Genomic DNA, 23,063 nt, shown 5'->3' with positions numbered 1-23,063 from the left:
CAGACCCGTAGAAAGCGGTCATCTTCGCCCGTGGGCGGGGGCGGCTCGCGCGGTGCGGTGTACGACGGGGCAGGCCCCGCGTGGTCGTACAGTGAGGGCATGAGCAGGAAGATCGCCACCGCGGACACCGTCACCCGTGAGCAGTTGAACGACTTCATCCGCGACCGCCACCGGGCGATCGTCATCACCACCCGGCGCGACGGCGGCCCGCAGGCGTCGCCGGTGACCTGCGGGCTCGACGACCAGGGCCGCATCGTCGTCTCGACCTACCCCGAGCGCGCCAAGACCAGGAACGCCCGGCGCGACGACAAGGTGAGCGTCCTGATCCTCTCGGACGACTTCGACGGGCCGTGGGTGCAGGTGGACGGCACCTGCGAGGTCATCGACATGCCCGAGGCGCTCGAACCGCTGGTCGACTACTACCGGGCCATCGCCGGTGAGCACCCCGACTGGGACGACTACCGGGCCGCCATGGAGCGCCAGGGCAAGTCGCTGCTGCGCGTCACCCCCACCCGATGGGGCCCGGTGGCCACCGGCGGCTTCCCCGCGCGCCTGGCCTGAGGGCCCCACTAGGCGAGGACGTCGGTCGCCCGGTGGTCGGCCGGCACCCCGTCGATGAGGATGAGGTCGCTGTCGGAGTTCTCGGCGCGCAGGGGAAGGATCGCCTGGTAGGCGGGATAGGCGTACCACTGGCGCGCACGCTCGAGGTCGGGGAACTCGATCGCGACCAGCACCGTCGGCCACGACCCCTCCATCACTTCGGGCTGGGCCCCGTGCACCACGAACCGGCCCTCGAACGGCGCCAGGGTGTCGTCGATCTTCTCCAGGTACTCGACGATCTCCGGGCCCATCTTGACGTCACGCATGTTGGCGATGGCGTAGGCAGACATTGTTCTCCAATCCGACGGCAGGTGCGCCGCTCGTCCGTGTCGTGCAACGGGTACGAGCATCGCAGCGCGACGGCGCGATGGCGATTACGCGACAGGTAACGCCGCTCGTTACGGCCGAGGGAGTCGTACCCCTCTCCGGCGCCTGCCCGCGGCTTCGGTGCAGTCCGAAAACCCTTTTTAGCGCCGCAGATTCACCGATCGCCGAGGTTACCGAATGTTATTGGAAGTGTCCTTGAATGGGATATTGCAGAGAATCGGGTGACGTGTGATCCTGCGCGGACAGGGGCTTTCATCCAAGGGGGATGTCGTGAAACGTTTCGTCGGACCGTTATCCGGTTTCCTGCTCGCATCGTCGGCCATTCTGGCGGTCCCCGCCGCCGCGGACGCCGCCGTCACCAGCGTCACCGCCCGCCCCGCCGCCGTCGCGGCCCACGCGGCCACGGTGGACGTCGCCGCGTCGAAGGGCGTCAAGCTCACGGTGAGCTTCGGCCGGTGCACCTCCGCCTGCCAGATCCACGTCGAGGTGAGCAACCGTGGCCGCTACAACATCGACTGGGTCGGCGGTACCTGCACGCTGAAGGTCAACGGCAGGAAGGTCGGAATCGGCCACATCTACATCGGCGCCATCAAGCGCGGCCACTCGCGCAGCAGCAATTGTTACGTCGTCAGTTCCCGCCTGAGCCGGGCGTGGGAGGCCTACCAGAACGGCGACGCCGCCTTCAACCGCTACATCTCGGCCCAGGCCTATTACCACTACCACTACTACCGCTGACCGAACGGCCGCCGGGCCTGGGCGGCGCGCGGATCAGCCGTCCAGGCGCGCGGCCCGCATGCCGGCGAGGATGACCCGGACACCGTCCTCGAACTCGGCGCCGGGGTCGGGGTGGAAGATCTCGCCGACCATCTGGGCGGTGAGGGGGAAGCGTTCGGCGTCGGCGATCTCGGCGACGAGTTCCGGCCGGTAGGGGTTTCGCCCCTCGGCGTACGCGTCGCCGAGCCTCGCCTGCTCCTCGATGGTGAAACCGATGGTGTAGTGCAGCAGGATCGAGGGGAGACGCGCGGCGTCCCTCTGCGTGAAGCCGGCGTCCCCCAGGTGCCGCAGTGTCACCTCGATCAGGCGGAAGACCGCCGGATGGCCGACATGCGTGCCGGCGACGACCCTCGCTCCGTCGCGGTAGCGCAGCATCGTGGCGCGCAGCCGCCCGGCCCACCGGCTCAGCCACTCCTCCCAGGAGGCGCCGGGGCGGGGTGACTCCAGGCCCTCGACCGCCTCGATCATCACGAGGGCGGCCATGGCATCGAGCAGCTCCTGCTTGCTCTTGAGGTGCCAGTAGAGGGCGGGCGCCTTCACGTCGAGCTCCTTGGCGACCAGCCGCATGGTCAGCCCGTCGAGGCCGACCTCGTTGAGCAGGCGCAACGAGGTCCGTGCGATGACGTCGGCGTTGATCTTCATGCCACCTCTCCCGTTGCCGCGTTGACAGCTTAACAGCGTTCGAGTAATCCTTAACGGTGTTAAATTAACAACGTTAAGGAGTCGCCATGGCCGACGCGGAAGTCATCGTCGCCGGAGCCGGTCCGACCGGCCTGATGCTGGCCTACGAGCTCAGGCTGGCGGGGGTCGACGTCCTGCTCCTCGAACGCGCGCCGGAGCGCGGTACGGTCGAGTCCAGGGCGGGAGGGCTCCACGCCCGCACGATGGAAGTCCTCGACCAGCGAGGGATCCTGGGGCCCTTCCTCGAAGCCGGCCGGCCGATCCAGGCAGGCCACTTCTCGGGCCTGTGGCTGGACTTCACCGGGTTCCCCAGCAGATACCCCTACCTGCTCGGCATCCTCCAGACGAAGGTCGAGCGGCTGCTGGAGGAGCGGGTCCTGCCGGCCGGCGCACGCCTGCGCCGCTCCGCCGAGGTCGTCGGACTGCGTCAGGACGAGGCGGGCGTCGAGGTGGAGGTGGCCGGACCGGACGGCACGGAGCGGCTGAGCGCCGCGTACCTCGTGGGTTGCGACGGCGGCCGCAGTACGGTGCGGCGGCTCGCCGGCATCGGCTTCCCCGGCACCCCCGCCACGCTCACCGCCCTGCTCGGCGATGTCGAGCTGGCCGATCCGCCCGAGGACCTGATCTTCCAGGAGCGCAGGGAGGGCGGCGCGATCAGCGTGCTGCAGTTGGAGCCCGGCTGGTACCGCGTGATGACGCAGCAGTACGACCGCGTGGCCGGCCGCGACGAGCCGGTGACCCTGGACACGCTGCGGCAGGCGTGTCTGAGCATCGCCGGCACCGACTACGGCATGCACACCCCTCGCTGGCTCTCGCGCTTCGGGGACGCCGCCCGGCAGGCCTCCGCGTACCGGTCGGGGAGGGTGCTGCTGGCCGGCGACGCCGCCCACGTCCACTTCCCCGCCGGCGGGCAGGGGCTGAACCTCGGTGTGCAGGACGCGGTGAACCTCGGCTGGAAGCTCGCCTCGGTGGTGGCGGGGCACACTCCGGAGTCGCTGCTGGACACCTATCACTCCGAGCGGCATCCCGTCGCCGAACGGGTGCTGCAGAACACCCGCGCCCAGACCGCCCTCTCGCGGGTCGACTCCCACACCACGGCGCTGCGGGAGGTGCTCGGCAAGCTCATCGAGTTCGACGACGTCAACCGCTACCTGGGGGAGATGGTCAGCGCGCTGGACGTGCGGTACCCGATGGGTGCGGGGCATCCGCTCGCCGGCCACCGGGTGCCGGACGCCGACATCGAGACCTCGTCGGGGGACACCCGCGTCTTCCGGCTGCTGCACGCGGGCCGCGGCGTCCTGCTGGACCTCACCGCGGGCGCCGAGTACGGCGCGGCGGCCGCTCCGTGGGCGGACCGCGTCGACGTCGTACGGGCGACGTCGGCCGCGGACCGGTGGGTCATGCCGTCACTGGGCGCCGTCCCCGTCCCCGCCGCCGTCCTGCTGCGCCCGGACGGCCACATCGCCTGGGCGGCGGACGCCGGCTCGCTGCCCGGAGCCCTCACCAGGTGGTTCGGCCCGCCGCGCTGACCCCCGCGCTCAGCGTCCCTCGTCGCGTGCCGCCCGGGCGCGGTGGGCGCGGGCCTTGGCGCGGTTGCCGCAGCGGCGCATGGAGCACCACTGCCGCCTGCCCGCCTGCGACCGGTCGGCGAACCGCAGCCCGCAGTCGTCGCTCGCGCACACGCGGACGGTCTCCCTGTCGGGTGTGCCGAGCAGCATGACGGCGTCGGCGGCGAGTTCCGCGAGGGCGGCGCGCACGGGGTCGGACGGCTCCAGCGTCACCAGGACCGGAGGCAGGGCGGGGTCGTCCTGCCGGAGTTGCGGGCTGGGCGGCCGGCGCTCGGCCGCCCAGCGGTTGACCAGGTTGACGTCCCCGGCGGGCCAGTCGTCACCGGTGATGGCGGCGGTGACGCAGCCGTTGACGGCCTCCCGCAGCTCCCGGGCCTCCTGCAGCAGCGCGGCGTCGACCTCGGGCGGGGTCGCCGTCATTTCGGCGGCGACCAGCCAGGCGGCGAGGTCCGGCGGCTCCTCCAGGAGCTCCCAGCCTTCGCCCTTCCGGTCGCGGAAGGTGTTCACGAAGTCCAGGCAGGGGCGGCCCCCGTCCCACACCCATGCGCGTTCCATAACCCCATGATACGGTTGCGTGAATAGTAACCCGCTCAACAGGTTATTTCGGGAGGGTGTCATGATCACCGAGGTCAACGGCATTCACATGCACTACGTCATCGAGGGGTCCGGCCCGCTGGTCGTGCTGCTGCACGGCTGGCCGCAGACCGGGCACTGCTGGCGCCACCTCATCGGCCCCCTGTCCGAGCGCCACACGGTTCTGGTGCCCGACCTGCGCGGATACGGCCACACCGACAAGCCCCGCGAGGGGTACGACAAGCGCACGATGGCCGCCGACGTACGGGCGCTCGTCCACCACCTCGGCCACAGCCGGGTCAGCCTCGTCGGCCACGACCGCGGCGCGCGGGTCGCGCACCGCTACGCGCTCGACCACCCGCAGGAGGTGGACCGCCTGGTGGTCATGGACATCCTCCCGACGCGCGAGATGTGGCGCCGGTTCGACATGGACTCGGGCTTCGCGCGGAGCACCTGGCACTGGACCTTCCACCTCCAGCCCGACCTGCCCGAACGTCTCGCGGGCGCCGACGTGGCCGGATACCTCGGCTACTTCTTCGAACGGTGGACCGTCCAGCGGGCGCGCGTGGAGGAGGGGGTGGAGGAGTACGTGCGGGCGTTCAGCAGGCCGGGCGCGCTGCGGGCCGGGTTCGACGACTACCGGGCCTCGTTCCCGGCCGACGCCGAGCACGACGACGCCGACTGGGACGCCGGCCGCCGGCTGACGATGCCGGTGCTCGCCATGTGGGGCGCCGCCGGCCTGCCCGCCCGGGTTCCCGTCCTCGACGTGTGGCGCGAGTACGCCCCGGACGTCGAGGGTGTGGAGATCCCGGACTGCGGCCACTTCCTCGCCGAGGAGCAGCCGGAGGCCGTCCTGGCCCACCTGACGAGGTTCCTGGCCCGGTGACACGGTAGTGCCGGCCCTACCGAAGGACTCCGGTGAGCAGGATCGATCATGAGCCCCGCACGGCGACATGCTGGTTCGCGTCGAAACCGAACGAAGAGCATGGAGCGACCTCATGTCGTACCCCCTCAGCAAGCGGTCCACGATCCGGCGTGCGCGGCGGCGCGTCCTGGCGGCCTCGGCCCTCGCCGCGATCACCGCCCTGTCGGTCGCCCCGGCCGCCTGGGCGGCCGACGCCTCGCGGACCGCTCACGCCGCACGGTCCGCCGACGCCGTGCAGAAGCGCCTGGACGACCTGGTCCGGCACGACGGCTTCCCCGCCGCGCTGGCCGCCGTGCGCGAGCCGGACGGGCGTACCCGCGACTACACCGCGGGGGTCGCCGATCTGGACACCAAGGCCAAGGTCCCGGTCGACGGGCGGGTGCGCATCGGCAGCAACACGAAGATCTTCACCGCCGTGGTCGTGCTGCAGCTCGCCGGTGAAGGCAAGGTGGACCTGGACGCGCCCGTCGAGAAGTACCTGCCGGGCCTGATCCGCGGCAGGGCCGGCGACGGGCGGAAGATCACCACTCGCCAGCTGCTGCAGCACACCAGCGGCCTGCCGAACTACACCCGCTACATGTCGCCGAGCATCTTCGACCGGCAGCACGTCTACCAGGAGCCCCGGGAACTGCTCGACCTGGCCCTGGCGCACAAGGCGTCATTTCCTCCCGGCAAGGGCTGGGAGTACAGCAACACGGGTTACGTCGTGGCCGGCCTGATCGTCCAGAAGGTCACCGGCCGCCCGCTCCCCGAAGAGATCACCAACAGGATCATCAAGCGGGTCGGGCTGCGTGACACCTATTGGCCCGGGGTCGGGGACGAAGCCGTCCAGGGGCCGCACGCCAAGGGGTACGAGGCCGAGAAGCCCGGGGGACCACTGCGCGAGGTGACGAACCTGGACCCGTCCTGGGGCTGGGCCGCCGGGCAGCTCATCGCCACCCCGAGGGACATGAACCGCTTCCTCGTCGCGCTGCTGGACGGCAGGCTGCTCGAGCCCGGACAGCTCGCGCAGATGCGGGACACCGTCAAGACCAAGGACTTCCCGGCCGGCTGGGAGTACGGGCTCGGGCTGGTCAAGATCCCGCTGAGCTGCGGTGGTACGGCATGGGGGCACGGCGGTGACATCGACGGCTACGAGACCCGCGACGCCGTCACCGAGGACGGCCGCGCGGCCACCGTCGCCGTGACGTCCCTCCCTACCACGGAGGCCGCCGCCGACCACGTCGTCACGGCCCTCGACACCGCACTCTGCGGCCCTCGCTGACCTCGTCAGCGCGTGGCCAGCGGGATGATCCTGCGGAACTTGCCGCCGGGGGACCGCTGCGGCGGCTCGTCGGCGCGCTCGAGCGTGATGTCGTCGACCTTGTGCTCGGTGAGCAGGTGGGTGATGTCGTCGCGCACCGTCTGCCACACGCGGTCGGCGTCGGCGCCGTCCCCGGCCTGCAGGCGCACGCGCAGCGTGGTGGGCGCGGTCTGGACGATCTGGAAGCGCTCGACGCCGGCGGCGCGGTCCAGCAGGGTGCCGAACAGCATGGGGGAGATGCCCACCTGCTCACCATCTGCCGTGGGGAAGGTGAGCAGGTCGGCGGCGCGGCCCTGCACGCGGATGGCGGGCAGAGGGCTGCCGCACGGGCAGGGGTCGGGGCGAAGGGTGACGCTGTCGCCGAGGTTGTAGCGCAGGATGGGCTGGACCCGGTTGGCGAGGTTGCTCATCAGGACCGTGTGCGACGGCCGGCCGGGAGGCACGGGTTGGAGGTCGGCGTCGACCGGCTCGACCACGACCCAGTCGCTGTTGACGTGGTACCAGCCGGACCCGCAGCCGAAGCTGAGGAAGCCGCACTCCGTGGCGGCGTAGGCCGCCTGGACCTTGGTGTGGAACGCGGTGGCGAGCCGCTCCAGGGAGTCCGCCGTCGCCGTCTCGCCACCGGCGATGAGGACCGCGGGGCGGATGCGCAGCCGGCCGGCTTCCTGCTCCCGGGCCAGCAGCGTGAGCATGCTGAGGAAGCCGGCGACGCTGGCCGGGTTGTACCGGTTCAGCTCGGCGACCAGGTCCGGAAGCGGCTGGTTGATCGAGAAGACCCGCAGCGTCCGGCCGAGCAGGGGCCTCTCCCGGCGGAACCAGGCCGCCGAGGCGACCGTGAAGAAATGCCCGCCAGGTGCGGAGACGATCGCGGTACGGCCGGCGCGGGCCAGGACGCGGATCACGTCCCCGGCTCCCAGGCCGCCGCTCGTGCGCGTCCCGAGGGCGGCGTGCACGACCACGCTCCACTCGTCCATAAGGAAGAGGCCGCGTAAGCCGCTGGTGCCGGAGGTGGTGGCCACCATGTACCGGCCCTGGAACCGCTCTCCGACAAGGGTGGGGTCGGCCACGAACTCCTGCACCCGCTCCAGAGTCACCTCGCGGTCGGTGATCCAGTCGTCGAAGCGGGCCATCAGCATCTTCTTGTCGACGACCGGGAGGAGCGCCGGATCATCGACCTTCTCCGGCAGACCCTGGTACAGCTCGCGGTAGTACGGCGAATGGGCCCGGGCGTAGGCCACCATCTCGGCCAGACGAGCGCGCTGCCGCCGCTCGATCGCCGCCGGACCTTCCCGCAGGGCACGCCGTGCGTCGCGGGCGATCTGTCGAGGGTTTTCCCCCATAACGAACTGATCCCTTCTTGGGTGAGCGAGATGTCGCCTCGGCGGCGGCCAACTGGCCGCTCGTCGCGGCGGTTCGAGCCGTGCCCTCGTCAGGGGCTTTCGCCGGCTTCGGTGGACGGACACACCGAAAGCAGGCCGTGCAGGGCGATGTCGAGGCCACGCCGGGAGGCCTCCCACAACTCCTCCTGCGACCGGCCGAGCTGGACGCTCGTCAGGCTCGCCTGCTGGATGGCGCCCAGCAGGGCTCCGGTCATCGCCGCCGCCGTGATCGGGTCCAGGCCGGGGAACGCCTTCAGCAACTCGTCGGCGATCCGCCGCTGCATCTCCAGCAGCAGGTACAGCCCCTTGGCCTGAAGCGCCGGAGTGGTCAGGACGAGCCGGGCCGTCGCCGACAGCTCAGCGGGCTCCTTCGCGGGAACTTTGGGCCGGCGATGGGCGGCGTACTCCTGGACCATCCTCGCCAGCACTTCACCCGGGCTCTCGTGCGGCCGTCGTTCCGCGATCGCCCTGAACAGCACGTCGAAGTCCCGGTCGGCGTCGCTGAACAGGACCTCGTCCTTGCTGCGGAAGTAGTTGGAGAACGTCTTGGGGTCGACATCCGCCGCCGCCGCGATCTGCGCCACCGTCGTCTGCTCATAGCCCTGCTCCTCGAACAGACCGATGGCCGCCATCACGATCCGCTGCCTGGTCAGCCGCTTCTTCCGCTCCCGCCGTGACTCCTGCATCCCCCAAATATACGTCTAGGCGATTTTTCCCGACAACCGGAATTTTGCAGCGACTGCCATCTCCCGGCCCTCGTCCAGAGCCTGATCGCGTCCTCTCGGCAGGCGGGGAGGCGGTCGCCGCCGCGCTCTCCCACGTCTCCGAACGCGGCGGCGGCGCTGGGCGTGAGCCCGGAGCGTCTTCCATCGATGTCCGAGAGGAGGTTGAGGGATGTGATGCCTGAGATTTAGGAACGTGCCAAGTTTTCCACTGGTTTTGATGGGTTTGACGGTGAGTGTCATGATGTGGTCGGCTCTTTCCTTCCGGGACTGGGTTGCCCGGTTGTCGGTGGTCCGACCAACGGGGAGAGCTCCACATGCCGCGCCTCCAACGGCACTCACTCGCACGGATGCTGGTGTCCGCGTCCCTCGCCCTGCCGGTGATCTTCGCCGTTCCCCTGCCCGCGCGCGCCGGCCTACCCTCGTCCACCCCGGCCGCGCCCGAGCTCGCCCGAAGGGCTCCGGCCACCGGCGGCAAGCCGAAGATCGCGCCGGTGCCGGAGGTCGTCGCCCCGCCGGACGCCAAGCCCGTCGTGGCGGCGGAAGGGCTGTCACCGGCCGCCGCTCCCGTGCCCGTCCGCCCGGTCGGACCGAGGCCGCCGGCGCCCACCACCCCCGAGGGGCCGGCGCTGGTCGACAAGGTGACCGCGGAGGCCACCGCCCGCCTTTCGGCCGACGGCCTCGTCGAGCCCGGCCGGTCGGCTCCCGACCCGGGCAAGCTGCTGCCCGAGACGGACGACGCCGAGGTGCTCGCGGTGTCGAAACCGGCCGCGGGCCTCCTGGGCTCGGCGCTCGCCGAGATCAAGAACCTGGGTGGCACGGCGGTGCCGGAGAACGTCCCTCTCGTCACCTACCGCCTGTGCGCCGAGACCGCCTCCGTTCCCGTGGCGTGCTCGGTGCCGCAGCCCCTCCTCACCCCCGTGGCGGCGGACCTCACCGGGGACGGCACGCCGGACCTCCTCGCGAACCTGGTTCCGGCACCCGGCCGCGGCGCTGAAGCCTCCACCTGGCCGACGGCCGGGCTCACCTTCGCCACGGTCCGCCTGCCCGGCGGTGACACGCGGGGCAGGCCCCTGAAGGCCCAGGTGTGGGCGCAGTACGACTTCCCGGCCTCGACCGGCGGCTCCAAGCTCAGGCGGCTGTCGATCGGCTTCGACGGCCTGCGGCGCGGGACGTCCCTCTCCCACGCCGACCGGGGCCTCTACCGCGTCGAAGGCAAGGCGGATGTCCGTGTGGAGGTGCACCGGTCCAAGCCGGGCGCGTCCGTCGCCACCATCGCCGGCATCGCCGATCTGGTGGGCAAGCGCTCCGCCGACCCCAAGGTGATCAGTATCCGGCAGTCCCCGGTGCCGGAGAAGCTGACGGCGAGCGCGCGGTTCGACGGCGCCAAGCTCGAAGGCACGCTGAAGGCGAGCACGTCCGGCGCCTCGGCCCTCGACGCGCTGGTGCTGGACGACGAGGGGCGCGAGCAGCGTTTCACCCAGGTCGTCATGGACAGGATCGGCTCGCACGCGACCGCGGAGCTGACGCGGCGCGCCGCCGAGGGGGCGGCGGACATCCACTTCGCCGCCTCGGCCCCGATCGGCCGGGCCAAGCTCTACAGCTACCTGTACCGCGACGGCCGCCTCGGCAAGGTGGCCGGAGGGACGCTGACGAGCGTCCCGAAGGACGTCAGGGTGCGGTACGAATCGGTCGACGGCCGCTCGCAGGCGCTGGCGGTGACCACCTCGTCGCGGGTCAAGGCCGTCGACGTCGTCTACTTCGACCGGGCGACCGCCAGGACGCTGTTCCGGGCGGCACTCGCCGACCTGCCATCCCGTATGCGGATTTATTACGACATAACAGGTAACCGGGTCACCGAGACGTCCAGCTCGAAGATCGGCGGGATAGAGGCCGTCGTCCAACGCGACGGCGGCGCGGTCGCGACCCCCGCCGGTAGCCACGTCACCATGATCAAGGATGGCGGCCGGCTCGGCCTGTCCGCCCGGCTGCCGTCGCTGGCCGGGTTCGACGTCACCTACGGCGCCAAGCCGCACGCCGTGCTCAAGCTGGCCTCCGCGGGCCGGCCCTTCCACGCCGCCGCCAGCGTGGACGGCAGGCACCTTCTCCAGATGGACGTCTCCAACACGCCCCGGCAGGTCGAGGTCGAGCTGGACCCGGCGGGCAAGAAGGCACGGTACCGGGCGAACGGGACGATCGCCCGCCTGCGCGCCGCCTACGCCGACACCGCGAACGGCCCGACCGTCGACACCAGCCTGTACGGCGTGCGCTCCGCCGTCGAGGGAACGTGGCGGCTCGGCGACCGGACCACGGCCGAAGTGACGACCGCGTCGGGCCTGGACCGGGCCGAGCTGTACGCCAGCCCCGAGTACGTCACCAGCATCGCCCCGGCCGGCGGGGAGGACGTCCACGCGACCGTGCGCGGCGTCCACCGGCACATCGCCGTGGACGCCGACCTCGCCGGCAAGCGGCTCTCGTGGACCGCCGACAAGCCGGTGCGCTCGGTCGAGGCCTTCGTGCGCGCCGGCTTCCAGGGCCGCCACTACCGCCTCGCCGCCCGGGCGGACGGCGTGCCGGCCCGCTTCGAGGCCGGATGGGGCGACGGCGCGTACACCTTCCGCGGCGTGTCGGGGCCGATCGGGTCGGCGGCGATCGCCGTCACCAACCACGACGGGGCGCGCGCCCCGGCCGGGCCGCACCTCGCCGCGCACTACGACCAGGCGACCGGCGACCTCGACGCCAGCGTCCGCGTGAACGGGCTGACCGCGGTGGACTTCGGCAGGAGCCAGGCTGGATTCAAGGCGGGCTTCCAGGCATCCCGGCAGGTCATCGCGCTCGACGCGGACGTCACCCTGGCCGGCGACCTCCGGTTCGGGGCGCTCGGCACGCTCGGCCCGGTCCCGGGCGGCATCGAGGTCGCCGCGACCCCGGGCGGGCCGCTCACCTACAGCTCCAGCGGCGGGCGCATGGATCTCAAGGCCGAGGTCTGGCTGGGCAAGGCCGCCGCGATCAAGGGGATCTCCGGTGTGCCGGCGGTGACGAACGGCGTCTCCCTCGCCGACGGCGGCTGCACCCCCGGCCTTGCCGGCTGCGGCGGGGACCAGAGCCCCTTTTGCACGCTCACCGGAACCCGGCGGTGCTTCGGGCTGCGGGGGTACGTCGCGCTGGCGGGGCTGCCCTCCACGCTGACCGTGGACCCCGCCCGCAGGACCTTCGCCTTCTCCGGCTACCGCCCGAAGTCCCGGACGCTCGACGTCTACCTGGACAGCAGGGTGCTCGCCCCCGTCCCGCTCAGGGCGCGTGCGACGCTGGACGGCCTGCCGCGCACCATCACCGGCATGACGCTCGGCCCGTTCGAGGCGAGCAGGGGGAAGGACGCCGAAGGACGCGACGCGGGCGTGCTGAAGGTCGCCTACCGCGTCGAGCCGGCCGCCACGATCACCTCCCTGAAGGCGGTGGCCGAGGCCGGCACGGGGGACGGGGACGGCGTCGTGCGCGCCCGCGCGGTGGTCGATCCCGTCCCGGCCGCGGTGGCCGTCGACGCGACGTACGGGAAGAGGACGCACGTCCGCGTCCAGAACTCCGCCGCCGTCAGGCGGCTCACCGCCGAGGTCACCGTCGTACCGCCGGGGGGCAGGCCGGGGAGCGGGGTGGCCAGGTTCACCGACGTCCCGGCGGGGTTCACCATCGACGCCGACGCGGCCTCCGGCGCGGGGCTGCGGATGCCCGGCCTGACCTACAGGGCGGACGACGGGGCGAACACGCTCGACGGGCTCTTCGCGGTCGAGGGCGCGCTGGTGTCCCAGGTCTACCGGCCGCGGCAGGGTGAACTGCTCGACGCCTCGTTCGCGGTCAGGGACCTGGCCTCCGACACAGCTATCCGGATAAATCCGGATATGTCGGTGGAGCTGGCCTCCAAACCGGTCCCCACCAAGCTGCTGGAGGCGCACGCGGGCCTGTCCGTCGCCCCGGTGGCCCGGCAACAGGTCTCGGTGGCCAAGGACATCCCGTACACCAAGGGGTTCCTCGCCTTCAAGATGAACGGCGCCTTCGGACTCGGGCAGAGCACGATCGACGATGTGTCGTTCGGCGTCCACGGCATGTCATGGCTCAGGATCCGGCCGGGCAAGGTCCCCTTCGGGATGCGGGCGCCGGGCGAACTGGGGTACGTCTCACCCGGCTTCGAGGGACGCTACGACCACCTGGACATCAGGGCGGGCGGGGTGGACCTCAAACCCGATGTGAACCTCGACGTGCGGATCGCGCGCAGCATCGGCGACGACGCCTTCAAGGACACCCTCAAGCTGGGCCCGGCGAAGTCGCTGGAGTTCCGGAGGTACGACCAGCGGGAGCGGCCGATCAGCGGGCGGCAGGGGCTGCGGATCGGGCGCACCTCGATCGCCTGCGTCACCATCGACACCAGGCCCGGCTTCGCCTCGGCGGACCGCGACGGTTCGATCAGGCTTCGCGGCGCCGACGGCCCGCAGATGGTGAGCCTCCTCGACCCGGGCGGCCAGGTGCAGGGCTACGCCCTCGATCTGCTGACCCAGTTCATGTCGCCCTTCACCGGCGCCGGCTGGAAGGTCTCCGACGTCACCGCCGGCCGCTGCCGCTAGCTCCGGCGTTCGATGGTGGCGCAGCGGCCGGTGGCGGGATTCCAGCCGAGGAAGTCGTCCAGGCCCGCCTTGATCTGTTCGGCCGTCATGCCGCGGTGGTCGCGCTGGAAGGCCAGCAGGCCGGTGGCGAGCGGGGCGAGCAGGGCGTCGGCGAGGTGACGTACGTCGGCGCCCGGCCGGAGCAGCCCGAGCAGGGACGACACGTGCGTGTGGTGCACGCTGTAGGGGACGCTGCGGTACTTCGCCGCGGACGTGTGGCATTCGATCGTCAGCAGAAGCTGCTGGTGCTTCTGGGCGCGGTCGACGAGCGCGTGCAGGAAAGCCCGGAGCCGTTCGCCCGGTGGCGCGCCGGGCCCGAGCGGCGGCGGGCCGCTCAGGAAGGCGGCCTGGAACTCGCGCTCGCAGTCGTCCAGCAACGCGTAGATCAGCCCGGCCCGGTCTCCGAACCGGCGGTAGACGGTGCCCACGCCGACGTCGGCGGCCCGCGCGACCTCGTCCACCGACAGTGCCTTGACCCCGTCGGCCGCGACGAGGCGGGCGGCGGCCTCGAGGATCTTCCGCCGGTTGCGTGCCGCGTCGGCGCGCTCGGCGGGGGACTGCCCGAGGAGGGGCAGCGGCACCGGCCGGTCGGTCACCGCACCTCACCTCACCCGCTGTCCCGAGCGGGACGGCCTGCTCGGCCGTCGTCGCGGGATCATCGTACCTGAGGGCCTAAGGGGGGGTCCTTGTATCCGGAATCGGTTCCGGTTTAGAGTTCCAGAGATCAAGCGGAACTGGTTCCGCTTGCCGGCGGGGCGCTTGCCGCGCCGCCGCGTAACCCCGACCGATCGCGTGCCATGGAGGAACCCCGATGGCGGAAGAGTTCGACGTCAAGGACTTCAACAAGAAGATCATCGAGGAGTTCCGGGCGAACGGCGGCAAGGTCGGCGGCCAGTTCGAGGGCGCCCCGATGGTCCTGCTGACCACGACCGGAGCCAAGAGCGGGCAGCCCCGGACCAACCCGCTGGTGTACGGACGCGACGGCGACCGCGTCCTGGTGTTCGCCTCCAACGGCGGCGCCCCCACCCACCCCGCCTGGTACCACAACATCCTGGCCCACCCCGAGGTGACCGTGGAGATCGGCACCGAGAGTTACGCCGCCACGGCGACCCCGGTGGAGGGAGAGGAGCGCGACCGGCTCTTCGCCCACCAGGCGGAGCTCATGCCCGGTTTCGCCGACTACCAGGCCGGCACCTCGCGCGTGATCCCCGTCGTGGCGCTCACCCGCGCGGACGGCTGAGCGTTCGCGCGCCCTCCGGCGCAGGTTTGCCCCCCACTCCCGGCGGTTATGGGGAGGCCAGCGGAGACCGTTCGCGCGCCAGGAGGGGAGCAGGCCAGTGTCGACACGTGCCGGGGACCGCTCCGTCCTGTCCGGCAGGACGAATCCGGAAGAGGACGACCACGGCCCGCTCCCGGCGGTCCCGGTGACCGTGGTGATCGCGACCAGGGACCGGCGTGAGGAACTCCTGCGGACACTGCGCCGGCTGGCGGCCCTGCCCGAACGCCCGCCGGTCGTCGTGGTCGACAACGGCTCGGCGGACGGTTCGGCGGACGCGGTGCGGCAGACGTTCCCCGACGTCGAGGTGATCCGGCTGTCCCGCAACCTCGGCGCCCCCGCGCGGAACCTCGGCGTCATGGCCGCCGGCACGCCGTACGTCGCCTTCTGCGACGACGACTCCTGGTGGGAGCCCGGTGCGCTCGCGCTGGCGGCGGAGACGTTCGACGCCCACCCGCGTCTCGGGCTGCTCGCCGCCCACACCGTGGTGGGCGAGAACCGCACCTCCGACCCCATCAACGCGGCCCTCGGCGCCGCGCCGCTCACCGACGCGGGCCAGCCGGGTCCCGCGGTGCTCGGCTTCCTCGCCTGCGCGTCGGTGGTCCGGCGTCAGGCGTTCCTGGAGGCGGGCGGGTTCAGCGCGCTGCTGTTCTTCCCGGGGGAGGAGCGGCTGCTGGCCTACGATCTGGCCGCCCTGGGGTGGGAACGCTGCTACGTCCCGGAGGTGGTCGCCGTCCACCAGCCGTCGCCCCGGCGGGCGCCGGTCCCGGAGAGGCGCCGGGCGGAGATGAGGAACGCCCTGCTGACCGTCTGGCTGCGCCGCCCGTCCGGCGTGGCGCTGCGGGAGACCGTACGGCTGGCGGTCCGCGCCGTGCGGGATCGCGACGCCCGGGGGGCCGTGCTCGCGGCCCTGCGCCGGATGCCACGGGCGCTGGACGACCGCCGCCTTCTCCCGCCGCCGGTGGAGGCGGAGGCCCGGCTCGTGGAGGCCGGGCGCCGCTGACCTGCTGGTATTGGCGGCGATCCCGACATACTGTGAGCGAAGGGATGTGTGGCCATCTCGGTAGGGGTGGCCGGTTCGGGGCGAGGAGTCATTCGGCGATGGACACCTCAGGCGACCCTTGCGTCTTCTGCGACGTCGTCGAAGGCCGGACGGAAGCCAGTGTGGCCTTCAGGGACGACGTGGTCATAGTGATCATGAACGGCAATCCGGTGAACCCCGGACACGCCGTGGTGGTGTCTCGGACCCATGCCAGCGGGCTCGAGGACCTCGACGACGAGGTGGGGGCCCACATGTGGTGCGTGGCCCGCAGGGTGGCGCGCGGGCTGCGGCGCTGCGGGCTGCGGTGCGAGGGCGTGAACGTCTGGCTCGGCGACGGCGAGGCCGCCCTCCAGGAGGTCTTCCACACCCATATCCACGTCTTCCCCCGGTTCGAGGGGGACAACGTGGTCTTCGACGCCGACTGCGAGCCCAGGAACCGCCGCCTGCTGGACCAGGAGGCGCTGGTGCTCAAAGAGGCCATGAAGAGCATCGCTCCGATAGCCACTCCCTGATTTCATGAAATTTCACCCAAATTAGCGGTGTCAGGCGTTATGGAATGGCGGCCTGCCATTTCCCCGTTTTCTACGATCCGGCGGTTACCATTCGCCCTATCGGTGATCTAGCAGGGTGAGGGCCGGTATGTCTCAACGGGGCTGGGAGAGGGACCGAGGCGATCGATTATCGCCGGAGATCGACACCTCCAGGCCGAGCATTTCACGCGTCTACGACTACATGATCGGCGGCAAGGACAATTTCGCCGCCGACCGCGAGATGGCGGAGAAGGCGTTCCGGATAGCCCCGGACGCCAGAGGGGCCGGTCTCGCCAACCGGCGGTTCCTGCGGCGCGTGGTGCGCCACCTCGCCGCGGAGGAGGGCGTCCGGCAGTTCCTCGATCTCGGGTCCGGACTGCCCACGCAGGGGAACGTGCACGAGATCGTTCAGGAGGTGGACCCCGACGCGCGGGTGGTCTACGTGGACAACGACCGCATGGTCCTCGCCCACGCCAGGGCGTTGCTCGCCACCAACGGCACCACGACCGTGGTCGAGGCCGACGTCCGCGAGCCGCGGGAGATCCTCGGCCATCCGAGGGTGCAGGAGTTCATCGACTTCGGCGAGCCGATCGGCCTGCTGCTGTTCAGCATCCTGCACCACCTGAACGACGACGAGGACCCGGCGGGCGTCGTCGCGGTGCTGCGCGAGGCGCTCCCCCCGGGGAGCTTCGTGGCCCAGTCGAACTTCTTCAATCCGGGGGACGAGCACCCGGAGGCGGCCCGGCAGGCGCTCGCGGCGGAGAAGCTCTTCAACGAGCACCTGGGCACGGGACGCTGGCGGACCCGCGACGAGCTGCTCGCCTTCTTCGGCGACTTCGAACTGCTGGAACCCGGCCTCGTACCGCTGGCCGAGTGGCGGCCGGGCCCGGACGAGACCTTCGAGGTCAGCCCGACGTACTACACCTACGTCGGCGGCGTCGCCCGCAAGCGCTGAGGGGAAGCCCGCTCCCGGCGCGGCCCCGGAGACCGGCGACAATGGGAGAGTCGTCGCGAAAGGGGAGGGCTGTGCGCACAGCCGTGCTGGGAATGGGCGCCATGGGCCGCGCGCTGGCCGGGCGGTTGCTCGCCCACGGGCACGAGGTGATCGTCTGGAACCGGACGCCGGGCAGGGCGGCCGAACTGGTCGAGGCGGGAGCCGCCGAGGCGTCCTCGCCGGCGCAGGCCACCCGGGAGGCCGAGGTCGCGCTGATGTCCCTGGCCGACGACCGCGCGGTCCTGGACGTGGTGGAGCGCCTGAGCGGGCCCGGAAGCGCGGCCGTCGTGGCCGACATGAGCACGGTCTCCCCGGACACCTCCCGCCGCCTCCAGGACATGATCCCCGGACGGCGGTTCGTCAGCGCGCCGATCATGGGCGCGCCGCAGGCCGTCCTGGACGGCACGGCGTCCGGCCTGCTGGGCGGCGACCGGGCGCTGGTCGACCGGCTGGAGCCGATCTGGTCGACGATCTTCTCCGCCCACTGGTACTGCGGCGAGGACCCCGGCGGCGCGACGGCGTTCAAGCTGCTCAACAACTACCTGTTGATGTCCGGCATCGCGGTGGTGGCCGAGGCCGTCGCCACCGCCGAGGCGGCCGGCCTCGACAGGAACCTCCTGCGGGAGCTGCTGTTCACCCTGCCCACCGTCCCCCCGGGCCTGCGCAACCGGCTGGACGACATCCTCGGCGGCGACCACCAGGGCTGGTTCTCCACCCACCTCGGCGCCAAGGACGTGCGCCTGTTCGCCGAGGTGGCGGAGTCGAACGGTCTTCCGCTGCCCATCGCCCGGCTCGTCCAGCGGCGCTACCAGGAGGCGGCCGGCGCGAGCTGGCGCGACGCCGACATCGCCGCCGTCGTGGAACTCGTCCGCGCCGCACGCACACCCCGCCCCTGATCCCTCATCCGCCGATGTGGAGGACGGCGGCGCCGTTCACCCGGTCGGCCGCGAGGTCCGCCAGCGCCTCGTCCGCCCGGTCGAAGGGGTACGGCGTGGTGGTGACGCTGAGGGGATGCCGGGCGGTGATGTCGAGGAACGCGCGGCCGTCGGCACGGGTGTTGGCGGTCACGCTCCGCAGCTCGCGCTCGTAGAACAGCTCGCGCTCGTAGTTCAGCGAAGGGACGTCGCTCAGGTGGATCCCCGCGATCGCCAGCGTGCCGCCCCGGTCCAGGGCCGTGAGGGCGACGGGCACGAGGTCGCCGACGGGCGCGAACAGGATCGCCGAGTCCAGTGGCTCGGGCGGGGGGTCGTAGGCGCCCCGCGCCGACGCCGCGCCCAGCTCCAGCGCCAGCCGCCGCGCGTCCTGTGAGCGGGTGAGCACGTGCACCGTGGCGCCCTCGGCGAGCGCGACCTGGGCGGTGAGGTGCGCCGAGGCCCCGAAGCCGTAGATGCCGAGCCGGCCGCCGGGCGGCAGGCCGGCCCGCACGAGGGCGCGGTAGCCGATGATGCCCGCGCACAGCAGCGGGGCGAGCTTCTCGGCCGGGTACTCCTCCGGCAGTTCGTAGACGTAGTCCTCCAGCGCCGTGGTGTACTCGGCGTACCCGCCGTCGGCGTCCCAGCCGGTGTAGCGCGAGGAAGGGCACAGGTTCTCCGCCCCGCGCAGGCAGTAGCGGCACTGGCCGCAGGTGGAGCGCAGCCACGCCACCCCGACCCGCGTGCCCTCCTCCAGCAGGTCGGCCCCGGGACCCCTGGCCACCACCCGGCCGACCACCTCGTGCCCGGGGACGGTGCCGGGCCTCCTGGGGGCGAGATCGCCCTCCGCCAGATGCAGGTCGGTGCGGCAGACCGCGCACATCTCGACCTTGACGAGCACCTCTCCCGGGCCGGGCTCGGGCACGGGCAGCCGTACGCGCTCCAGGGGCCGCGTCGCCACGGGACCGGGGCGGCCCACCACCCACGCGGCCATCGTCTCCGCCATGCCTCCATGGTCACACGCCGGGTCCACCGGCCGAAGGCGCAGGCCAGCGGGTTTAAATCCCTGTCAGGAGGAAGCGGTGGAGTGCCGGAACGACACACGGAGGAGGCTGCCGCCCATGGACGCCATCGTGCTCCTGAAAGAGGACCACAAGACCGTCGAGAAGCTGTTCAAGCAGTTCGAGAAGGCCGGCGAGGACGCTCGCGACGAGAAGCGGAAGATCGTCGAGCAGATCATCCACGAGCTCACCACCCACGCCTACATCGAGGAGCAGATCTTCTACCCGATGGCACGCGAGGAGGTCCCGGAGACCGACGACCACGTGCTGGAGAGTGTGGAGGAGCACCACGTCGTGGTGTGGATGCTGTCGGAGCTGAGGAAGCTCGACCCCGCGGACGAGCGGTACGACGCCAAGGTCACCGTCCTGATCGAGAACGTCCGCCACCACGTCGAGGAAGAGGAGCAGGAGTGGTTCCCGCAGGTGCGGGAGGCCATGGGCCGCAAGAAGCTGCAGGAGATCGGCGAGCGGATGGAGAAGGCCAAGGCCGACGCGCCGAGCGACCCGCTCGAGCTCGTGAGCGCGCAGAAGTAGTGCGCCTCACGCTCGCCGCAGCCCCTCCTCGCGTGCCCTCACGGTGCGGTTGGAGGGGCTGAGCCACATCGGGCCCGGCGCCGCCGGTGCTCAGAGCGGGGCGATGCCCCAGCGGTGGGTGGCGCGTTCGCCGGGCGCGAGGCGGATGACGTCCTCACCGGTCTGGAAGGCGTTGGGCGGGCAGGTCATGGGCTCGACCGCGAGCCCCCTGCGCCGGTACGGCCCGGCGAGGGTGTCGCCGGTGAAGAGCTGGAGCCACTCGATGCCCACGCCGGCCCACAGTTCGACACCCCGGCCGTCGTCCGCGCCGGTCAGCCGGACGCGGACGAGCCCGTCGCCGTCGCGCGTCAGGCCGGTGAACGCGGTGTCGAGCGACGTCCCGCCGATCGCGCGCGGGCCGCGGAAGTCGTACTCGGTGCCCTCGACCTCGCGCCTGCCGGTCGGGATCTTGCGGTCGTCCACCTCCAGCCACCGGCTCGCCGGAAGCTCCAGCACCGCCTCCTCCAGCGGCCCGCCGAGTGTGAGGTACGGGTGGGCGCCGTAGCCGTAGGGGGCGTCGGTGCCGCCGGCGTTCTCCGCCGTGACCTCGACCTCCAGCCCGGCCGCGCCGAGGGCGTAGGAGACGGTGAAGTCGAGGATGTGCGGGTAGCCCATCTGCGGGAACAGCCGCAGGCCGAGCCGTACCGAGGACTCGTCGGCCGACAGCACCCGCCAGGGCAGGGTACGGGTGAAGCCGTGCGCGGCGTTGCCCGTCTTGGGCTCGGTCAGCGCCAGCTGCCGCTCCTCGCCGTCGAAGACGTACCGGCCGTCCTTGATCCTGTTCGGCCAGGGGAGCAGCGGCAGCCCGGCGGAGCCGACGGGGCCGCTGTCCTCGGGATAGCCGACGACGAGCGGACGGCCTTCGTGGGTCAGGCTGCGCAGGCCCGCGCCGACCTCGGTGACGACGGCCTCGAAGCCGCCGGCCGCGATGGCATGCTGGACCCCTGTGGGCGCGATAGTCGTCACCCGCCAATTCAACACCACACCCGAAACCCCGTTCCGTCCGGTGCCGGAAACGCTCCCGGCACCGGACGGGTCCGCCTGACTACGGGCTGAGCCGGTGCAGGTCGCGCGGGAAGAGGGTGGTCTCGCGGACGTTGGCGGCGCCGGTCAGGCGGGACGTCCAGCGTTCGAGGCCGATGGCGAAACCGCCGTGCGGCGGCATGCCGTGGGCGAAGGCCGACAGGTACCCCTTGTAGGCCTCCGGGTCCTCACCCCGCGCGGCGAGCGCCGCCAGGTAGTCGGCGTGCCGGTGCAGCCGCTGACCTCCCGTGACGAGCTCCAGGCCGCGGAACAGCAGGTCGAAGCTGCGCGAGTACTGCGGGCGTTCCGGGTCCGGATGGGTGTAGAACGGCCGTTTCACCATGGGATATCCCGTGACGAACACGAACGCCGACCCGTGCTCGCGCAGCGCCCACTCGCCGAGCCACCGCTCGTGCGCGGGGGCCAGGTCGGGTTCGCCGCGCGGGTCCTCCCCGGTGTGCCGGGCCAGCAGTTCCTGCGCGTCGGCGAAGTGGATGGACGGTATCTCGTCCGGCACCTCGGGGACGTCGAGGCCCAGCAGGCGGACGCCGTCCCCGGCCCGCTCGGCGACGGCGGCGTGCATGCCGGCGATCGCCCTGGTCAGCACCGCCATGACGTCACGGTGGTCGTCGATGAAGCCCAGCTCGGCGTCCAGGCTGGTGTACTGGGCGAGATGGCGGGCGGTGTCGTGCGGCTCCGCCCGGAAGACCGGCCCCACCTCGTACACCCGCTCGAAGACCCCGACCAGCGCCTGCTTGAAGAACTGCGGCGACTGGGCGAGGAAGGCGGGCCTGCCGAAGTAGTCGATGCCGAAGACGTTGGCGCCCGACTCCGTCGCCGAGGCGACGATCTTCGGCGTGGAGGTCTCCACGAAGCCCAGCCCGTCGAGCGCGGCGCGGAAGCCGGCCACTCCCGCGGCGGCGATCTCGAACGGCGCCCGGAGCCGGGGGTGCCGCAGCGCGACCGGCGCGTGGTCGAGGACCGTGGGCAGCGTGCCGCCGACCACCGGCCGGTACAGGTCGAACGGCGGCGGCTCGGCGGCCGTGGAGAGCACCTCGATCACCGGGTCGACGAGCTCGGCCCCGCCGGGGGCCTGCGCGCTCGCGGCCACCGTGCCGGTGACCTCGATGACGCTCTCCTCGGGCGGCCCGGCGGCCCCGGCTTCGGCCTGCTCGCGCAGGACGATCTGCGCGAGTCCGGAGCGGTCGCGGAGTACCAGGAAGGACACGGATTTCAGCTCGCGGCGGCGATGCAGCCAGCCGGCGAGACGGACGCGGCCGCCGACGTGCCTCGGCAGGTCGGCGGCGAGGATACGAGAGATCATCACACTCCAGGTGGAATATGAGCGATCCCTTGGGAGCGCGGGGGAGAAGGGAGCTCCCGGTGCCACCGCGCTTTCGCCGCCGCCTGGGCGGCGGCCTCGAACGGCCCGATCACGGGGGCCGGCCGGCGGGGCATTGGGCGGGCGCGCGCCGCCGTTCCTCCCCGCGCTCAGGAGGGTCTTCGTCGTCGGGACGCGAGGCCGCTTTCACAGCTACCGGCGGCTCTCTGGCTCGCGTGACCCCGGGACTACTCGTCTCCGTCATCGCGTTGCGGCGATTGTACCTCCCCTTTGTCCTGGGACGACGTGACGTGGCTGGTGGACCGCGGATGGTGGGCCTAGGGGGACCGGGCGGGCGTGGTGAGGGGCGCGACTGGGGTCTCGCTCCCGCCGGGTGCGGTGTTTGTCTGGAATCAGGCAATAAGAGGCGGTACGTCGCTTGGTGCGAGGTGTGCGGATCCACACCGGCCGGTGGACGTCCCGGCCGGCACCAAGGGTGGGAGGGCAGAGGCATGGACTCGATCTCCGTACAGGAGGCGGCCGGCGGCGCCACGGCCGAGATGCTCGACGAGGGCGCCAAACTCCAGCGGCTCCGCGAGTGCCTGTCCCGACTCGGCCTCCGCGCCGAACTGCGCGCGTCCATGCCCGCGCTGCTGGTGCACCGACCGGACGTGGGACTGCCGCTGTGGGTCTTCGTCGGGTACGGCGGCGCGTACTACTCGTGGCAGTCGGCCGAGAAGCGCCACCCGGTGGCCGACGTCGCGGGCGCGGCCCTGGCCCTGGCCGAGTACATCAGGGGGCGGGTGTTCTGAGCGGACGGGCGGC

The 23,063-nt window shown here is 71.8% G+C and carries 22 protein-coding genes; 13 read left to right on the top strand and 9 right to left on the bottom strand.

All coding sequences use genetic code 11. From position 1 onward, the window contains the following. Positions 1-99: 99 nt before the first annotated feature. Complete coding sequence (locus KIK05_RS28530) at positions 100-561, top strand: PPOX class F420-dependent oxidoreductase (RefSeq protein WP_214413940.1); 462 nt, start codon at positions 100-102, stop codon at positions 559-561. Positions 562-569: 8 nt separating this feature from the next. Here KIK05_RS28530 and KIK05_RS28525 read toward each other — a convergent pair whose 3' ends face one another. Continuing rightward, a complete protein-coding gene (locus KIK05_RS28525; RefSeq protein WP_214413939.1) occupies positions 570-890 on the bottom strand; it encodes a DUF1330 domain-containing protein in 321 nt (106 codons plus the stop codon). 307 nt (positions 891-1,197) lie between these two features. Between KIK05_RS28525 and KIK05_RS28520 the strand changes: the two genes are divergently transcribed. After that, complete coding sequence (locus KIK05_RS28520; RefSeq protein WP_214413938.1) at positions 1,198-1,662, top strand: hypothetical protein; 465 nt, start codon at positions 1,198-1,200, stop codon at positions 1,660-1,662. A gap of 33 nt (positions 1,663-1,695) precedes the next feature. Here KIK05_RS28520 and KIK05_RS28515 read toward each other — a convergent pair whose 3' ends face one another. Continuing rightward, positions 1,696-2,343: a TetR/AcrR family transcriptional regulator C-terminal domain-containing protein gene (locus tag KIK05_RS28515; RefSeq protein WP_214413937.1), complete on the bottom strand. Its 648-nt coding sequence runs from the start codon at positions 2,341-2,343 to the stop codon at positions 1,696-1,698. A gap of 86 nt (positions 2,344-2,429) precedes the next feature. Here KIK05_RS28515 and KIK05_RS28510 point away from each other — a divergent pair, with 86 nt between their 5' ends. Further along, the gene (locus tag KIK05_RS28510) at positions 2,430-3,911 is read left to right on the top strand and encodes an FAD-dependent oxidoreductase (protein ID WP_214413936.1); all 1,482 of its coding nucleotides are present in this window, start codon (positions 2,430-2,432) and stop codon (positions 3,909-3,911) included. 9 nt (positions 3,912-3,920) lie between these two features. On the opposite strand, the gene KIK05_RS28505 is transcribed toward KIK05_RS28510, so the two are convergent. After that, on the bottom strand, positions 3,921-4,505 hold the full coding sequence (locus KIK05_RS28505; RefSeq protein WP_214413935.1) for a CGNR zinc finger domain-containing protein: 585 nt from the start codon (positions 4,503-4,505) through the stop codon (positions 3,921-3,923). Between the two features lie 61 nt (positions 4,506-4,566). On the opposite strand from KIK05_RS28505, the gene KIK05_RS28500 reads away from it, so the two are divergent. Together KIK05_RS28500 and KIK05_RS28495 are read left to right on the top strand one after the other, a co-directional pair. Then, positions 4,567-5,409, top strand: coding sequence for an alpha/beta fold hydrolase (locus KIK05_RS28500; RefSeq protein ID WP_214413934.1), 843 nt, complete (start codon positions 4,567-4,569; stop codon positions 5,407-5,409). 112 nt (positions 5,410-5,521) lie between these two features. Beyond that, positions 5,522-6,712 (top strand): serine hydrolase domain-containing protein, encoded by a 1,191-nt coding sequence (locus KIK05_RS28495; protein WP_214413933.1) that lies wholly within the window; start codon positions 5,522-5,524, stop codon positions 6,710-6,712. Positions 6,713-6,717: 5 nt separating this feature from the next. Here the strand turns inward: KIK05_RS28495 and KIK05_RS28490 are convergent, their stop codons facing one another. After that, on the bottom strand, positions 6,718-8,091 hold the full coding sequence (locus KIK05_RS28490) for a hypothetical protein (RefSeq protein ID WP_214413932.1): 1,374 nt from the start codon (positions 8,089-8,091) through the stop codon (positions 6,718-6,720). An 89-nt stretch (positions 8,092-8,180) separates the two neighbouring features. Further along, positions 8,181-8,816 (bottom strand): TetR/AcrR family transcriptional regulator, encoded by a 636-nt coding sequence (locus tag KIK05_RS28485; protein ID WP_214413931.1) that lies wholly within the window; start codon positions 8,814-8,816, stop codon positions 8,181-8,183. 353 nt (positions 8,817-9,169) lie between these two features. On the opposite strand from KIK05_RS28485, the gene KIK05_RS28480 reads away from it, so the two are divergent. Next, on the top strand, positions 9,170-13,468 hold the full coding sequence (locus KIK05_RS28480) for a hypothetical protein (RefSeq protein WP_214413930.1): 4,299 nt from the start codon (positions 9,170-9,172) through the stop codon (positions 13,466-13,468). On the opposite strand, the gene KIK05_RS28475 is transcribed toward KIK05_RS28480, so the two are convergent. Continuing rightward, complete coding sequence (locus tag KIK05_RS28475; RefSeq protein WP_214413929.1) at positions 13,465-14,103, bottom strand: TetR/AcrR family transcriptional regulator; 639 nt, start codon at positions 14,101-14,103, stop codon at positions 13,465-13,467. The genes KIK05_RS28480 and KIK05_RS28475 overlap by 4 nt on opposite strands. 215 nt (positions 14,104-14,318) lie before the next feature. Between KIK05_RS28475 and KIK05_RS28470 the strand changes: the two genes are divergently transcribed. From KIK05_RS28470 to KIK05_RS28450, 5 genes are all read left to right on the top strand, one after another. Beyond that, complete coding sequence (locus KIK05_RS28470) at positions 14,319-14,747, top strand: nitroreductase family deazaflavin-dependent oxidoreductase (RefSeq protein ID WP_214413928.1); 429 nt, start codon at positions 14,319-14,321, stop codon at positions 14,745-14,747. Positions 14,748-14,931: 184 nt separating this feature from the next. Beyond that, complete coding sequence (locus tag KIK05_RS28465) at positions 14,932-15,786, top strand: glycosyltransferase family 2 protein (RefSeq protein WP_214413982.1); 855 nt, start codon at positions 14,932-14,934, stop codon at positions 15,784-15,786. Positions 15,787-15,884: 98 nt separating this feature from the next. Beyond that, entirely contained in the window at positions 15,885-16,337 is a 453-nt protein-coding gene (locus tag KIK05_RS28460; protein WP_214413927.1) for an HIT family protein, read from the top strand. A gap of 127 nt (positions 16,338-16,464) precedes the next feature. Beyond that, positions 16,465-17,310, top strand: a complete 846-nt coding sequence (locus KIK05_RS28455) for an SAM-dependent methyltransferase (RefSeq protein ID WP_214413926.1) — start codon at positions 16,465-16,467, stop codon at positions 17,308-17,310. A 71-nt stretch (positions 17,311-17,381) separates the two neighbouring features. Then, a complete protein-coding gene (locus KIK05_RS28450; RefSeq protein WP_214413925.1) occupies positions 17,382-18,245 on the top strand; it encodes an NAD(P)-dependent oxidoreductase in 864 nt (287 codons plus the stop codon). 4 nt (positions 18,246-18,249) lie between these two features. On the opposite strand, the gene KIK05_RS28445 is transcribed toward KIK05_RS28450, so the two are convergent. After that, entirely contained in the window at positions 18,250-19,266 is a 1,017-nt protein-coding gene (locus KIK05_RS28445; protein WP_250563585.1) for a zinc-binding alcohol dehydrogenase family protein, read from the bottom strand. A gap of 115 nt (positions 19,267-19,381) precedes the next feature. On the opposite strand from KIK05_RS28445, the gene KIK05_RS28440 reads away from it, so the two are divergent. Continuing rightward, positions 19,382-19,855 (top strand): hemerythrin domain-containing protein, encoded by a 474-nt coding sequence (locus tag KIK05_RS28440; RefSeq protein WP_214413924.1) that lies wholly within the window; start codon positions 19,382-19,384, stop codon positions 19,853-19,855. 90 nt (positions 19,856-19,945) lie between these two features. On the opposite strand, the gene KIK05_RS28435 is transcribed toward KIK05_RS28440, so the two are convergent. Together KIK05_RS28435 and aspS are read right to left on the bottom strand one after the other, a co-directional pair. After that, positions 19,946-20,860 (bottom strand): aldose 1-epimerase family protein, encoded by a 915-nt coding sequence (locus KIK05_RS28435; RefSeq protein WP_308250159.1) that lies wholly within the window; start codon positions 20,858-20,860, stop codon positions 19,946-19,948. Positions 20,861-20,939: 79 nt separating this feature from the next. Further along, positions 20,940-22,241 carry an aspartate--tRNA(Asn) ligase gene (gene aspS / locus KIK05_RS28430; protein ID WP_214413923.1) on the bottom strand — a complete coding sequence of 434 codons (1,302 nt, stop codon included), beginning with the start codon at positions 22,239-22,241 and terminating at the stop codon, positions 20,940-20,942. Between the two features lie 509 nt (positions 22,242-22,750). Between aspS and KIK05_RS28425 the strand changes: the two genes are divergently transcribed. After that, positions 22,751-23,050, top strand: a complete 300-nt coding sequence (locus tag KIK05_RS28425; RefSeq protein ID WP_214413922.1) for a hypothetical protein — start codon at positions 22,751-22,753, stop codon at positions 23,048-23,050. Positions 23,051-23,063: the final 13 nt, after the last annotated feature.

This window comes from Sphaerisporangium fuscum, from assembly GCF_018531465.1.
Taxonomy (GTDB): domain Bacteria; phylum Actinomycetota; class Actinomycetes; order Streptosporangiales; family Streptosporangiaceae; genus Sphaerisporangium; species Sphaerisporangium fuscum.
This window is presented reverse-complemented; position numbering and strand designations above follow the sequence as displayed.

Excerpts from the sequence above, each read along its gene's own strand:
- KIK05_RS28530 (WP_214413940.1), top strand. The coding sequence starts at position 100 with ATGAGCAGGAAGATCGCCACCGCGGACACCGTCACCCGTGAGCAGTTG.
- KIK05_RS28525 (WP_214413939.1), bottom strand. The coding sequence starts at position 890 with ATGTCTGCCTACGCCATCGCCAACATGCGTGACGTCAAGATGGGCCCG.
- KIK05_RS28515 (WP_214413937.1), bottom strand. The coding sequence starts at position 2,343 with ATGAAGATCAACGCCGACGTCATCGCACGGACCTCGTTGCGCCTGCTC.
- KIK05_RS28510 (WP_214413936.1), top strand. The coding sequence starts at position 2,430 with ATGGCCGACGCGGAAGTCATCGTCGCCGGAGCCGGTCCGACCGGCCTG.
- KIK05_RS28505 (WP_214413935.1), bottom strand. The coding sequence starts at position 4,505 with ATGGAACGCGCATGGGTGTGGGACGGGGGCCGCCCCTGCCTGGACTTC.
- KIK05_RS28500 (WP_214413934.1), top strand. The coding sequence starts at position 4,567 with ATGATCACCGAGGTCAACGGCATTCACATGCACTACGTCATCGAGGGG.
- KIK05_RS28495 (WP_214413933.1), top strand. The coding sequence starts at position 5,522 with ATGTCGTACCCCCTCAGCAAGCGGTCCACGATCCGGCGTGCGCGGCGG.
- KIK05_RS28490 (WP_214413932.1), bottom strand. The coding sequence starts at position 8,091 with ATGGGGGAAAACCCTCGACAGATCGCCCGCGACGCACGGCGTGCCCTG.
- KIK05_RS28485 (WP_214413931.1), bottom strand. The coding sequence starts at position 8,816 with ATGCAGGAGTCACGGCGGGAGCGGAAGAAGCGGCTGACCAGGCAGCGG.
- KIK05_RS28480 (WP_214413930.1), top strand. The coding sequence starts at position 9,170 with ATGCCGCGCCTCCAACGGCACTCACTCGCACGGATGCTGGTGTCCGCG.
- KIK05_RS28470 (WP_214413928.1), top strand. The coding sequence starts at position 14,319 with ATGGCGGAAGAGTTCGACGTCAAGGACTTCAACAAGAAGATCATCGAG.
- KIK05_RS28460 (WP_214413927.1), top strand. The coding sequence starts at position 15,885 with ATGGACACCTCAGGCGACCCTTGCGTCTTCTGCGACGTCGTCGAAGGC.
- KIK05_RS28455 (WP_214413926.1), top strand. The coding sequence starts at position 16,465 with ATGTCTCAACGGGGCTGGGAGAGGGACCGAGGCGATCGATTATCGCCG.
- KIK05_RS28445 (WP_250563585.1), bottom strand. The coding sequence starts at position 19,266 with ATGGCGGAGACGATGGCCGCGTGGGTGGTGGGCCGCCCCGGTCCCGTG.
- KIK05_RS28440 (WP_214413924.1), top strand. The coding sequence starts at position 19,382 with ATGGACGCCATCGTGCTCCTGAAAGAGGACCACAAGACCGTCGAGAAG.
- aspS (WP_214413923.1), bottom strand. The coding sequence starts at position 22,241 with ATGATCTCTCGTATCCTCGCCGCCGACCTGCCGAGGCACGTCGGCGGC.
- KIK05_RS28425 (WP_214413922.1), top strand. The coding sequence starts at position 22,751 with ATGGACTCGATCTCCGTACAGGAGGCGGCCGGCGGCGCCACGGCCGAG.